This window comes from Pseudomonas sp. HMWF021 (assembly GCF_003061005.1).
Taxonomy (GTDB): domain Bacteria; phylum Pseudomonadota; class Gammaproteobacteria; order Pseudomonadales; family Pseudomonadaceae; genus Aquipseudomonas.
Map to the genome: position 1 here is coordinate 143,339 of NZ_QAIK01000027.1, position 14,108 is coordinate 157,446.

Annotated in this window: 10 protein-coding genes; all 10 read left to right on the top strand. The window is 54.7% G+C overall.

Translation table 11 applies throughout. From position 1 onward, the window contains the following. Positions 1-5: 5 nt before the first annotated feature. The 10 genes from icmH to DBR18_RS02770 all read left to right on the top strand — a co-directional run bounded on the left by icmH (position 6) and on the right by DBR18_RS02770 (position 14,071). Entirely contained in the window at positions 6-881 is an 876-nt protein-coding gene (gene icmH / locus DBR18_RS02725; RefSeq protein WP_003229559.1) for a type IVB secretion system protein IcmH/DotU, read from the top strand. A 13-nt stretch (positions 882-894) separates the two neighbouring features. Beyond that, complete coding sequence (tssM, locus tag DBR18_RS02730) at positions 895-4,434, top strand: type VI secretion system membrane subunit TssM (protein WP_108589159.1); 3,540 nt, start codon at positions 895-897, stop codon at positions 4,432-4,434. After that, a complete protein-coding gene (locus tag DBR18_RS02735; RefSeq protein WP_108589160.1) occupies positions 4,434-5,162 on the top strand; it encodes a PP2C family serine/threonine-protein phosphatase in 729 nt (242 codons plus the stop codon). Before tssM ends, DBR18_RS02735 begins: the two co-directional genes overlap by 1 nt. Next, a complete protein-coding gene (locus DBR18_RS02740) occupies positions 5,159-6,160 on the top strand; it encodes a serine/threonine-protein kinase (protein ID WP_027610390.1) in 1,002 nt (333 codons plus the stop codon). Before DBR18_RS02735 ends, DBR18_RS02740 begins: the two co-directional genes overlap by 4 nt. Before the next feature lie 28 nt (positions 6,161-6,188). Then, entirely contained in the window at positions 6,189-8,225 is a 2,037-nt protein-coding gene (locus tag DBR18_RS02745; protein WP_108589161.1) for a type VI secretion system tip protein VgrG, read from the top strand. 28 nt (positions 8,226-8,253) lie between these two features. After that, positions 8,254-8,691: a hypothetical protein gene (locus DBR18_RS02750; RefSeq protein WP_146188725.1), complete on the top strand. Its 438-nt coding sequence runs from the start codon at positions 8,254-8,256 to the stop codon at positions 8,689-8,691. A 23-nt stretch (positions 8,692-8,714) separates the two neighbouring features. Continuing rightward, positions 8,715-11,399 carry a peptidoglycan DD-metalloendopeptidase family protein gene (locus DBR18_RS02755; RefSeq protein WP_108589163.1) on the top strand — a complete coding sequence of 895 codons (2,685 nt, stop codon included), beginning with the start codon at positions 8,715-8,717 and terminating at the stop codon, positions 11,397-11,399. An 8-nt stretch (positions 11,400-11,407) separates the two neighbouring features. After that, positions 11,408-11,803 carry a lysozyme inhibitor LprI family protein gene (locus DBR18_RS02760; protein ID WP_108589164.1) on the top strand — a complete coding sequence of 132 codons (396 nt, stop codon included), beginning with the start codon at positions 11,408-11,410 and terminating at the stop codon, positions 11,801-11,803. A 411-nt stretch (positions 11,804-12,214) separates the two neighbouring features. Then, complete coding sequence (locus DBR18_RS02765) at positions 12,215-12,736, top strand: hypothetical protein (protein WP_256588500.1); 522 nt, start codon at positions 12,215-12,217, stop codon at positions 12,734-12,736. A 195-nt stretch (positions 12,737-12,931) separates the two neighbouring features. Further along, positions 12,932-14,071 carry a lysozyme inhibitor LprI family protein gene (locus DBR18_RS02770; protein WP_108589166.1) on the top strand — a complete coding sequence of 380 codons (1,140 nt, stop codon included), beginning with the start codon at positions 12,932-12,934 and terminating at the stop codon, positions 14,069-14,071. The last annotated feature ends 37 nt before the right edge of the window (positions 14,072-14,108 follow it).

Below are 14,108 nucleotides of genomic sequence, written 5' to 3' on the forward strand. Positions count from 1 at the left end.
CCGACATGATCAAGGAAACGGATTACAACCAGGACGACAAAACCGTCCTGCTCGATCGTCAGGGCCACGGACCGGCAGCCAGTCCGCTGACCGACTTCGCCGCGCCGCCGCGCTTCGAGCAACTGGAAGAACGGATGATCTACGCCGCGCGCCTGCGCCCGGCGGAAGCCTTCAACATCAGCCTCAATTCGCTGGTGGCGGCGTCGTCCGAGCTGCTCTCGGAAGTGGTGCGCCTCAAGCACAGCGAAACCCGCGAAGACCTCTACGCGCTCAACGAGCGCCTGACCGCCGGGCTCAAGCTGTTTGAAGTGCGCGCGCTGCACAACGGCGCCGAAAGCAGCCAGGTGATGGCCGCCCGTTACGTGCTCTGCACCGTGGTCGACGAAGCTGTGGTGACCACGCCGTGGGGCAACGAAAGCGAGTGGTCGCAGATGAGCCTGCTCAGCAGCTTCCACAACGAGACCTTCGGTGGCGAGAAGTTCTTCCAACTGCTTGATCGCCTGTCGAAAAACCCGGTCAAACACCTGCCGATGCTCGAGCTGATGTACCTGTGCCTGTCCCTCGGTTTCGAGGGCAAGTACCGCGTGCAGGCCCGCGGCATGCTCGAACTCGAAGGCATCCGCGACGCCCTGTACCGGCAGATCCGTCAGTTGCGGGGCGACGTGCCGCGCGAGCTGTCGCCGCACTGGGAAGGCCTCAATGATCAGCGCCGCAACCTGGTGCGCATCGTGCCGGCGTGGATGGTGGTGCTGTTCACGTTGGTCTGTCTGGTGGTGATGTATTCGGGCTTCGCCTGGGTTTTGGGCGAGCAGCGCGACACCGTTCTGCAACCTTATCAGCCGCTTGATCCGGCCGCGGTGCAACCGCAGTCGCAGCCGTAAACAGGGACGTGTGATGAAAAAGTTTTTCAAGAAAGTCGGCGCCTTCCTGCGCCAGACCTGGGTCTGGACCTTGCTGCTGGTGCTGTTCGTGGCGCTGCTGGTGTGGTTCGTCGGCCCGTTGCTGGCGGTCGATGACTACAAGTTCTGGGAAGGTTCGACTTCCCGCTTGCTGACCATCGCCGTGCTGTTCCTGATCTGGGGCCTGACCATGGTCTTCGTCAGCTGGCGCGCCGGTATCCGCAAGAAAGCCGTCGAGGAAACCGAAGACGGCCAGGATCGCATCCGCCGTGACGAACTGATCGAAGATGAGCAGAAAGAGTTGAAGGCGCGTTTCAAGGACGCGCTGAAAACCCTGAAGACTTCGAGCCTGTATCGCGGCCGTAGCGAGCGCTGGCGCAGCGACTTGCCGTGGTATCTGCTGATCGGTCCGCAGGCCTCGGGCAAAACCAGCCTGCTGGACTTCTCCGGGCTGGAATTCCCGATCAACAAGATCGAGCGCAAGCTGACCCGCGACACCCTCGGCACCCGTCATTGCGACTGGTATTTTGCCGATCACGGTGTGCTGATCGACACCGCCGGGCGCTACACCACGCAGCCGGATGCGGAAGTCGACGGCAGTGCCTGGAACACCTTGCTCGAACTGCTGCGCAAGCGTCGTCGCGGGCGTCCGTTGAACGGTGTGCTGGTGACCATTCCAGTGGAATCGCTCACCGGGGTCAGCGAACAGGAAGTCGACACCCTGGCGCGCCAGGTGCGGGGTCGTCTGCAAGACATCTATCAGAAACTGCACGTCGATGTGCCGGTGTATCTGGTGCTGAGCAAGGCTGACAAGCTGCTCGGTTTCGACGAGTTCTTCGATCAACTGACCCGCGAAGAAAGCGATCAGGTGCTGGGTACCAGTTTCCGCAAGGATCAGGTCGGCACCGACGTCGCGGTACTGCGCGGCGAATTCGAAGAGCTGCTGCGGCGCCTGAACAATCAGGTGATCATGCGCATGCACTCCGAGCGCGATACCCAGCGCCGTGGCCGCATCCTCGACTTCCCGCATCAACTGGGGCAGATCGGCGAGCGCCTGTGCCTGTTCGTCGACATGGCGTTCACTGGCAACCGGTATCAGCGCGCGTCGCTGCTGCGGGGTTTCTACCTGACCAGCGCTCCGCACCTGACGCAGGAAATGGACGCGACCACCGCCGGCATCGGCGCCAACCTCGGCTTGAATGCCGGTGTGCTGCCGACCCTGCGCAGTGGCCGTTCGCGTTTCATCCATCATCTGTTCAGCCGGGTGATTTTCCCGGAGTCGGATCTGGCCGGCCTCGACAAGCGTGAGCGCAGCCGCATCCATTGGGGTCAGCGTGCGTTGTACGTTGGCGCACTGGCGGCATTGGCGCTGTTCGGCATGCTCTGGGCCGGTGGTTTCTCGGCCAACTATGAGCGTCTGGAAAACCTGCGCACGCTGGCGCAGAACTGGACTCAGCAGCGTTCGGCGCTGACCCCGCGTGATGACGCGATGGGCGTGCTGAAAACCCTCGACACCAGCTACGCCGCGACTCAGGTGTTCCCGAAAAAAGGCGACGTTTCGTACCACGAGCGTGGCGGCTTGTATCAGGGCGAAGACGTCAATCCGGTGGTCAAGCAAGCCTACGAACATGAGCTCGAAGCGCAATTGCTGCCACGGGTCGCGACGATGCTCGAAGGGCAGATCCGCGCCAACATGAAGGACCGCGACAAGCTGCTCAACAGCCTGCGTGCGTACCTGATGCTGAACATGAAAGACCGTCGTGACGCCGTGTGGCTCAAGGACTGGGTCGCCACTGACTGGTCGCAGCGCTACACCGGCAACACCGCGGTGCAGAATGGTCTGAACACCCACCTTGAGCGCCTGCTGAGGCAGCCGTTCATCTACCCGCTGAACGATCAACTGGTGACTCAGGCACGCCAAGTGCTGCGCGCCGAATCGCTGGCCACCGTGGTCTACCGCATGCTCCGCGAGCAGGCGCGCAACCTGCCGGAATACCGTTTCAGCCAACACCTCGGCCCGCAGGGCTCGCTGTTCATCGGCACCGAATACGTGATCCCGGGCTTCTACACCCAGCAGGGTTATCAGCAGTATTTCTCGGTACAGGGTTCGGCGCTGGTCACCGACATCCTGCGTGACAACTGGGTGCTGGGCGAAGGTGCGGGCATCAGCGACATGGACTTGCGTCGCCTGATGGTCGAACTGGAGCAACTGTACTTCCGCGATTACGCCAACTACTGGAGCGAGGCCGTTGGCCAGGTGGCCTTGCCGCCGATCAGCGACGCCGGTGAAGGCGCCGAGCAACTGGCGGGCCTGACTTCGGCCAACTCGCCGGTGCTGGCATTGCTCACGGAAGTGCGCGAGAACACGCGCTTCCCGGCCGCCGCCGATCCGGTGGATGAAGCCGGTGATGCTGCCGATGCACTGGCCGGGCAGAAGGGCAAACTGGGCAAGGTCGGCAAACTGGCGTCTGCCGTGGCGGACAAGGCTTCGGCGATGGCCGTGGCGAAAAGCCTGCCGGACACCGCGAAGAAGTCGCTGCAACGGCGCTTCGAGCCGCTGCATCGCTTGCTCGATGACAACAACGGCCCGGCCGCTGACCTGACCCCGGCCATCAGCGCGCTCAACGACCTGCAACTGCAACTGTCCGGTCTGGCCCGTTCCAGCACGCCGGAACAAGCCGCGTTCGAAATGGCGAAAACCCGCATGAGCGGCCAGCGTGATGCGCTGACCAACCTGCGTGCGGCCTCGGGTCGCCTGCCGCGTCCGCTGAGCGTGTGGTTCAACGTGTTGGCCGAAGACTCGTGGCGCCTGGTGCTCAACGATGCTTACCAATACCTGAACGGCCGTTATCAGAACGAGCTGTACAGCGTGTATGGCAAAACCATCAGCAAGCGTTATCCGTTCAGCGCCAGCAGCACCAGCGACGTAGCGATCAGCGATTTCCGCGAGTTCTTCCGGGCTCAAGGCACCGTCGACCGCTTCTTCGACAGCTACATGCGTCCGTTCGTCAGCGGTGATCCGGGCAACTACCGGATGCGCAGCGTCGACGGTCACAGCCTGCCGGTGTCGAAGATGTACCTCGACCAGATGGCAGCAGCCCTGACCATTCGCCAGAGCTTCTTCTCGATCAACCCGGCCGAGCCGACCGTGCAGTTCAAACTGGAGCCGTACACCCTCGATCCGGCGGTGAGCCGTTCCGAGTTCAAGTTCGGCGACAAGACCATGGAGTACCGCCACGGTCCGATCCTGCCGATGACGTTCAAGTGGCCGACCGACGCTGAAGACGGTCGCACCAGCCTAGTGATGGACAAGATGGCCGGGCGTCCGATCGGTATCGAGAAGAACTCCGGCCCATGGTCGCTGTTCCGTCTGTTCGACCTGATGCAGACCGAGTACCTGACCGGTCGCGACGTGCTGGTGCTGAAAGCCGACGTGGGTGGCCTGCGTGCCAACTACCTGCTGACCAGCCAGCGCACGCCGAACCCGTTCGACATGGGCGTGCTGCGTACCTTCCGTATGCCGGTGCAGCTCTGATGCTGGTGGCCAGTCCCTGGCGCAGCGCGGCGCGTACCGACCCGGGCAAGGTGCGGGCGCGCAACGAAGATGCCTTCCTCGACTCGCCACAGCAGGGGCTGTGGGTGGTCGCGGACGGCATGGGCGGTCATCAGGGTGGCGACATCGCCAGCCAGTTGATCGTCGCCAGCCTGGCTGAACTGCCGCAACACGAGGACTTCGACGAGCGCCTCAAAGCCATCCGCCAGTGCCTGCACTGGCTGAACCGGCGTTTGGGGCAGGAGTTGACGGTCACCGCCGGGCGCCACGACAGCATCATGGGCAGCACCGTTGTGGCGCTGCTGGTGGAAGGCAACCGCGCGGCCTGCATCTGGGCCGGCGACAGCCGTTGTTACATGTGGCGTGGGCAGCGGCTGTATCAGCTGTCCAAAGACCATTCGCTGCAACAGCAACTGATCGACGAGCAACAGATGAGCGTCGAACAGGCGGCAGCGCACCCGGCGGCTCAGGCGTTGACCCGAGCCGTCGGTGCGGCCGAACAGCTGACCCTGGATGTCCTCGAACTCGAGGTCTATCCGGGCGATGCGTTTTTGCTGTGCAGCGATGGTTTGTATCAGGGCCTGAGCAGCGATGTCCTGGGCAACGCCCTCAGCCTCAGCGCGCCGCATGTGGCGCTGGAACGTCTGTTCGACGGCGCCCTGCGTGGCGCCGCCCGGGACAACCTGACTGCCGTGGTGATCCGCCAATGACTGAAATCGAATCCTCAGTCGATGACTTGCTGATGAGCGAAGAGCAGGCCAGCAACCTGACCTACTTCGCCTTCGCCAAGGCAAACAACGCCGAGCCGTTGCTGGCGCCGACCAAGGCCAGCATCGGTGCATTGCCGGACGTACTCGCCGGCCGCTACCACCTCGAGCGTCTGCTCGGGGCGGGCGGTATGGGTGCGGTCTACCGGGCCCGAGATCTGCTGCACGAGCAGTTCGGCGATCCCGATCCTTACATTGCGCTGAAAATTCTCAGCGAAGAATTTGCCGAATCGCCGGACGCCAGTGCCTTGCTCTACAGCGAGTTCGCCCTGACCCGACGCCTGCGCCACGACAACGTCGTGCGTGCACACACCTTTGAAGTCGACACCGATTGCCAGCGGGCCTTCATCACCATGGAATACATGCGTGGCCTGACCCTGGACAAATTGCTCTGCGAGCGGCCTCTGGGCCTGCCGTGGAAAGAAACGCGCGACATCGCGCTGCCGCTGCTCGATACGCTGGCCTACGCCCACCGTCGCGGCGTGCTGCACGGTGACATGAAGCCGAGCAATGTCATGCTCAGCGAAGACGGCTTGCGCCTGTTCGACTTCGGTCTCGGCCAGGCAGACGAGGGCGTGTTGCCCGGCCTGCCACACCTGAGCCGCGAGCGTTTCAACGCCTGGACCCCGGGCTACGCCGCCCCCGAACTGCTTGAGGGCCAACCGTTGTCGGCCAGCGCGGACGTGTACGGCGTGGCCTGCGTGATCTATGAACTGGCGAGCGGCAAACACCCGTTCCGCCGCTTGCCCTCGACCCAGGCCCGCGATGAGCACCTGGAGCGCGAGCTGCAAGCCCCGGCGAACTTACCGAAACACGGCTGGCCAGCGCTGCGAACCGCGCTGAGCTTCAATGCGGCAGAACGCACCATCACTGCCGATCAATTGCGTGACGCCTTGGGCGCCACTTCGTCCTGGCTGCAACGGTTGCGACTTCGGGCGTAACGGACGACATTCGAACAGGGAGCGCTTTATGTTCAACCCAGCTAACGAAACCCACTTCAGCCTCAAGGTCGAAGACTACGTGGGCGACCTGCAAGTGCTGTCGTTCACCGGCACCGAAGGCATCAGCCAGCCGTTTCGCTTCGACCTCGAACTGGTCAGCGAAAACCCCGATCTGGACCTGGAAAAGCTCCTGCACAAGCAGGCGTTCCTCGCATTCGATCCGCAGGGCTCGGGCATTCACGGCCAGATTTACCGCGTCGCCCAAGGCGATGCCGGCAAGCGCCTGACCCGCTACAAGGTCTCGCTGGTGCCGCAACTGCAATACCTGCATCACCGCACCAACCAGCGCATCTACCAGCAGATGTCGGCGCCGAAAATCATCGCGCTGATCCTCGACGAACACGGGATCAAGGGCAACGCCTACAGCTTCCAGCTGAGCCAGCCGTGCCCGGATCGCGACTACTGCGTGCAGTACGACGAAACCGATTTGCACTTCGTCCAGCGCCTGTGCGAAGAGGAGGGTATTCACTACCACTTCCAGCACAGCGACAAGGGCCATCTGCTGGTGTTCGGTGATGACCAGACCGTGTTCCCCGACCTCGGCCAGCCGACTGCTTACATACAGGGCAGCGGCATGGTCGCCGAAGAGCCGGTGATCAAAGGCTTCAAACTGCGTCTGGAAACCCGCACCAGCCGCACCACGCGCCGCGACTACGACTTCGAAAAACCGCGCCTGCAGATGGAAGCGGCTTACAAGCCGGATGGCGAGAGCACTGAACCGGATCTCGAAGACTACGACTACCCGGGCCGCTTCATCGACCGCGCACGCGGCAAGTTCCTCAGCCAGCGCGCCCTCGAACGCCACCGCGCCGACTACCGCCAAGCCGAGGGTCGCGGCGACCAGACCAAACTGGTCAGCGGCCACTTCATGGCCCTGTCCGACCACCCGCGTAGCGAGTGGAACGACCTGTGGCTGCTCACCGAAATCTTCCACGAAGGCAAACAGCCGCAAGTCCTCGAAGAAGGCGTGACCAGCGACACCACCGACAACAAGGACGACTTCCACCAGGGCTACCGCAACACCTTCCTCGCCACCCCGTGGGACGTGTTCTACCGCCCGGCCCTCGAACACCCGAAACCGCGCGTGCTCGGCAGCCAGACCGCCATGGTCACCGGCCCCAAAGGCGAAGAAATCCACTGCGACCAATACGGCCGCATCAAAGTCCAGTTCCACTGGGACCGCGAAGGCCTGGCCGACGACAAAACCAGTTGCTGGCTGCGCGTCTCCAGCTCCTGGGCCGGCGACCGCTACGGCGCGATCAGCATTCCGCGCATCGGCATGGAAGTCCTCGTCACCTTCCTCGAAGGCGACCCCGACCAACCCCTCGTCACCGGCTGCCTGTACCACAAGGAAAACCCGGTGCCGTACGCCCTGCCGGCGAACAAAACCCGCAGCGTGTTCAAGACCCTTAGCTCCCCGGGGGGCGGCGGGTACAACGAACTGCGCATTGAAGACAAAAAAGGCGCCGAGCAGATCTACATCCACGCCCAGCGCGACTGGGATGAAAACATCGAGCACGACCAGAAAATCCGCGTCGGGAATGAACGTCACGACACCGTGGTGAAGAACACCTACACCGAGCTCAAGGCCGAAGAGCACCGCACCACGATCTCCGACCGCAAGGTTGAAGCGAAGCTGGATGATCACCTCACGGTTGGGCAGAACCAGCATGTGAAGCTGGGCACGGCACAACTGACCAGCGTGGGGAAAGAGATTCACCTAAAGGCTGGGGACAAGATTGTTATTGAGGCGGGGACGGAGCTGACGATTCTCGGCGGCGGCAGTTTCATCAAGCTCGATGGTGGTGGTGTGACCGTGGTTGGGCCGGTGGTGAAGATTAATGCCGGTGGGTCGCCGGGGAGTGGGACTGGCATCGGGATTAAACCGCCGGTGCTGCCGGGGGCGGCAGATAAGGATAAGGCGGGGAGTTTGATGGATCAGGCGTTGGGGAATGCGGTGCCTGAGAAGGTTAAGCCGAAGGCTTTTTTTGTGTTTTCTGAGTGATCACTCATTTGTCTAAAGGGGTTGATACATGAACTGCCAACGTAAATTTTTTATTGCATTGATAATGTCAATGTTTGCATTTCTTTCAAACTGCGCAATGGTAAGCGGAGCTGATTTAAAATCTTGTCCATCGACGACGTTCTCAGAGTTTCTCTCTGTTTATCTGGAAAATCCTTCCGTTCAACAGAAATTTACCCATATTCCGTTAAAAAAAATAATTACTGTAGATGCTGAGCCTGAACCTGAGCAAAAAACAGTCCTGCTGGATAAGAATCAGGTAGTGTTTCCAGTAATTTTCGGAAAAGAGAAACGAGTTGCCGCCGGCGTTGAAGTGACAGTCTTAGAGAATTTCAACGGTGTTGCTAAAATAAAAATAGAGAGGCCGGATACCGATTACCAGGTTTTTTATGTGTTTAAGTTGGAAGGGTGTTGGTTTTTGGACGAAATTCAAGATTATTCACTTTGATAGAAGTTTAATAAGGAAATTATATGTCTTTCAATGAAGTGATGCTCCGTGTTCTGCCGCCAGTTGATGGTCACCAACCTCATATTACAGGAGTTTATGGCGAGCAGCGTGCGAGTGGCCCTCACGGAGGGACCGATTTTAATTATATTGGTGGCCAAAACGGGATAAATCTGGAGAACCCCAAAGTCTATGCGCCAATAGCCGGTACCGTAACATTTACCGGTGGGAATTACGGGACGATAAAAATCAAAGATGCGGATGGCAATAGCCACGAGATTCTGCATACAAGCAGCCACGTTGTAAGTCAGGGATCTACCGTTGCGGCGGGTGATGAAATTGGCACTATGGGGGGGAAAGGGCCGAATGGCGTAACTCAGTACCCACGCCATGTTCACTATCAAATGAAGGATCCGAACGGCAACCTTATTAGTCCAGAGGTCTGGTGGGGGCAACAGACTGTTGCTCCGAGCTCAGCAACACCTGAATCAACTGTGTTTAGCCTTCTTAATTTTCAGTTTCCGTTCCGAAAACCCGGTGGCGGACGGTATAAAGATGCGGAAGAGATTTTTTCTGCAATCCAAGGTGAAACTTCAGGCAATTACCTTCTAGGTAGTCACAAATTTTGGCATGGGGGGATTCATATAAGTAGTTCCAGCGCTCCTCAATGCATTAGTGATGAGCCTATTCGCTGTATGGCTGATGGAGTGGTCGTCGCCTACCGCCTGAACAAAGATTACGAGAAATCAGAATTCGAGGGTGAGGGTGAGCTTAAGTACTCAAGCTCTTTTTGTTTAGTGCGGCATGATTACAAATCTCCGCCAAATACTGAGGTTACACCTAGTACGAATAACACGCTGACGTTCTACAGCTTGTACATGCATTTGCTGCCATTTCAGCATTACCCGCTAGAACAGGGTGGAGGAACTATTGCTCGTTCGAAACCTGGGTATTGGCAAGGTAAAGTTCGTGCAAAAGTCACTGGTAGTGGTCTTGTCTTACGGAATGCACCTGCTACATTGACTGATGGAGCCAACGCCGGAGCGAAAAAAGGCAGCTCCATGGTCTTGAGCACTAATAGTATTATCGAATTCGATAGTTCGAAAATCCTCAATCTTAAGCTTAATGGAAAACTGCTTAGGATGGCCGAGTGTGTATTTATTCCGAGCTCCTCGAATCCACCCACCGGACTAAAAAATCAAAGTACAGCTGTGCCGTCAAGCTTTTGGGCGTGCGTAGAGGATGTAAGTCCAAATCGTGTTGTCGAATGGCAGGAGTTAACGCCGGCGAGTTTTGATGCAGTTGTACCAATGAATATGAAAATTAAAGCGGGAGACACGATTGGATACCTTGGCTTGAATGAGGTCTTGGCTGGGCCTAATGGGGGAGTAGCCCGTAAGCATCAAGTTCATTTAGAGATTTTTACACTTGATCCAAAAGTCGACGATTTTCTGAAAAACACGGCTGGTATAAAAAAGGGAAAACGATATATTCACCTACCCTCTGGTACTGTTTTGACCAAAAAAACTCCCGGGGTAGGAAGTGTGACGCTGGAAGTGGATCATTGTGTTGAGTTGAGCAAGTCTCCGATATTTAAAGACCCTACTGAATGGTACGAAGTATCTGTTAAGGAAAACGGTCAAGATATTAAAGGGTTAATAAAGAAGGCAGAAGCAAAGCTCGTAACTCAGCATGACTGGGAAAAGCTGGGCTTTCGTGTTGTAAAAGAAAGCAATTCGAATTCTGACGGTTTTTTAGATCCTGATGAAATGCCACCTTTTTTCCAAGAGCTATATGATGATCTGGATAAATTTGGCAATCACGATGACAAGGTGACGCCAGAAGATTTTCCTGAAGCAATGAAAAATGCAGAGTTTCGAGAACACTGGTCTAAGTTGGTCGCATGCCATCCCACTGAGTGGAAGGAAAAATCAGAATCTGCAAAATGGAGTCGTCTAAACCAGCTTCTTGAAGGATCTCCGGCGATTCTTAAGTTAGAAAAGGAACGAATTGATAAGCTGGTTTTTTGGGATGACCCAGTTATTCAAGAAAAGGGTCTTGGTGATGGAGTTATTTGGCATTTTCATCCGATCGCAATGATCGGAAACTTCTTAGCAAAGGACGCATCAAAGGCTGGTCAAATTACCTATGATGCTGAAGGCAATGACATCCCGGGCTCACCGTTTTTCAGCCGCCATATTCACTGGCCGGGAAATGACTTGTCAGGGGTTACCTTAGGGCGTGGATATGATATGGGGTTTAGATCCGAAACGGAAATATACAATCATATGATCGCTGCTGGGGTAGATGATGCTCAAGCTACGAAGATATCTAAAGCTCGGCAGTATAAGGGGACTAATGCAAGAAACTTCGTGGCTCAGAATCGCGCCGATATAGGAACGATAACGCTTGAGCAGCAAGAAGCTCTATTTGATTTGATTTATCCGGGATATGTTGCTAAGGCAATTGCAAACTATAATCACTGGACGACTCCTTTCTCAGAGCGTCTGGAGTGGGATGCATTAAGCCAGATCGTTAAAGATATTCTGGTGGATTTTGTATACCAGGGGTTCACAAAAGGGGCAAATCCAATGAAGGCAGGGATGAAGGATGATGTTGATCAGTTAATAAGCTATATCGAGAACAATCCTACAATTAGACAGTACGAAGAAGGTCGAAAACGTGCTGCTTATCTGAGAAAAAATCGTTAGGAAAATATATGAGAAATCTATTCATTTTTTCTGCTCTCTTGATCCCCTTGTCAGGTGCTGCGGCACAACCGGACTGTGCTAATATTTCTACCAGTCAACAAGTAGATGTCTGCGCAAAGCATGCGAAAGAGTCTGCAGATGCGAAGCTTAATAGTAGCTATAAGGATTTAATAAAAAGGGTTGGATCTCAATATCAAGCTGACGCTAATCTTCACGACGAATTCATGAAAAAGCTGAAAGAGTCTCAGCGTGCGTGGCTGAAACTACGTGATACGAATTGTGCTCTTGAGGCATTTGAAGTAGAAGTTGGGCAGCCAGCTTATGTAACTACTGTGAATAACTGCGTCGCGCGAATGAGTCTGGATCGCTCTGTTTATTTAGATAAAACTTTGCCTGATTTGTAGTAAAGAGGGGGGATCTTTATTTTATCTGTCCCCCCTTGTTTTTTGAGTAAGAGGGATAAAGAAAGGGGTTCAAGAAAAGGACGCTGTTTTTTTGCTCGAGGAGAGATTTTTATAGATGTTACCCATTTTTTTGCACTTTGTCTGGGCCTTCATGCGAACTATCTGGAAATCTGGGCGGTGACTGCACGAATGAGCCGCAGTTGTTTATGCCTCGAAGTTGTTGCGAACGCAGCGCTAGCCCTAGAGCGTAATATTTCTGGTGCAGTCGGCTTGATAGGCGTGGGAAGTGGCGTCGCGGGGGTAACGGTACGGATTTATTAGTTTGGCATGCTTGCAGGAATAACAGATTCCAAGCCCTTGCTGCGCAAATGAATATCAATATTAGGTCATTCGCTAATGTTACGCTTTTTCATGTTTGCTTTCGTTTTGCTTATAGCAAACTCCAGTAATGCCCAAGATGTGGGTTACCTTCTGGGGCGAGTGATTCAGGGCCCGTTTAAAACTAATGTTCTAAAGGGAGGGGAACTCTCCTTCTTGCAGACAGGTAACGCAGAATTTCCGGTTTCTTTGGTTTTGGATGTTGTTGGTGCCGATAATAAAAAAAATAGAAGCCTTGTCGATAAATATGATGTGGCAGGCTCGGATCCAAAAATCGAGTCGATTTTCTTTTATCCAGTAAAAGGCAAGAAGAATGTACTTGTTTTGGTTTCTTGGGAAATCACGAGTAGAGGAATTGGAACGTACGGAACCCTTTATCAAGTTTATGGGTATGAAAAAAGTGCGGGCAATAAATTGGTTGTGAATAAGGTTGTCAGGTTTGATAAGAACTTGAGTGGAATGGAAGGGTATCAAGAAGGTGAGGAGCAACATTTTCTTTACGTTAATGCAGGGTTGATAAAGACCTATATTGATAAAATGATTGGCTCTAAATAATTAAAGATAGCCTTGGCAATAAAAGGGAGCGGATTTTGTTTGGCTTAATCCGACCCTTGTCTAGCTATATTCCACGCCTTGATTCTTTATGGTCAATGCTAGCGTCGCCCGACGAAATGCGATGGGAAGAGCCTAATTGTCGCGCGCCGAAAGGTTTAACATTTGAAATTTATATCACCCGCTGAGACTTCATTAATGGCTGAATCAATGAGAAACATATTTTCAGTTTCTGGGATTTTATCGCTAGCTTTTTTGCTTTTTAGTACGGTTGCGCATTCCGCGAGTTTCGATTGCGGCAAGGCTTCAACGGACGTAGAAAAGAAAATTTGTAATTCTCCCTCTTTGTCCATAATGGATGAAAAGTTGAATGAATTTTTCAAGCCGTTAAAGAGTCGACGGGCTTTTCAAATAATCGAAAGCGATTGGTTGGAGTCGGAGCGTAACTCTTGTGAGTCAATTGAGTGTTTAGAGGATGCTTATGCTCAGCAGATACAGTTTCTGTCGCCGATCCCTATTGCGCCTAGGCCGACCCAGAAAGATATTAAGTTGATGTTGGGCGATAAGCCATATACGCAGTCTGAGCGCTCATGGAAGGTCGTTGATTTAGCATGGCTTCCCAATGAAAAGGGGGTTGTCGAACGATTTGTAATCTCCGCCGAAACAATCTCAGGCATGTTGCATGTCATCGTATTTGAAGGGCATTTTGATCCAGCGATGATTGCGTACAGGGGCAATCTTTATGAGTACGTTGATCGCAATGACAGGCAAGTGCTGCACACGATTGCGAAAGATATCGGTTTTGATGGTGCTCTGAGTCTGGGGTCGAATGACGAAGGCAAAAGGTTTTCGGGAATTCTGGACGGGTCGTTTTACTATCGACAGCAGCTTTCGAAAAATCAGTTGCGAGGGATGGTTTATAAACTCGGCTCCAAGCTGCCGCCGGTTGAAAGTAGTTTGTTGTTTCAGCAGTGGCCAAATACTGATGAAAATGCTGTTAGTGGTTTGACATTCGGTTGGGGTGGTGATTATGGAAAATTGCAAGCGTACTACTCGCACACCTCAGGGTATGAAACGATAGCGCAGGCTGGTCGGCCCGAGGCCGGTTGGAATATATATGCTCCGATTTGGAGCAAGTCACGGCCGACGTTTTATTTCAAGAACGGTGATGAAACTATTTGGCGTGCCAATGTTGCAGATAAGACGTTAACAAAAATTGCGAAGGCTAGTGATGAAGGAATGATCCAGAATCCTACCCCTGTCGATATTAATGGGCGCGAAGCAATCGTTTATCTGAATGGATCTACTCTGAAAATGGCTATCTCCCTTGAAGAATAGGCACGACTTAAAAATAACACTTTCGCAAAATATTGTT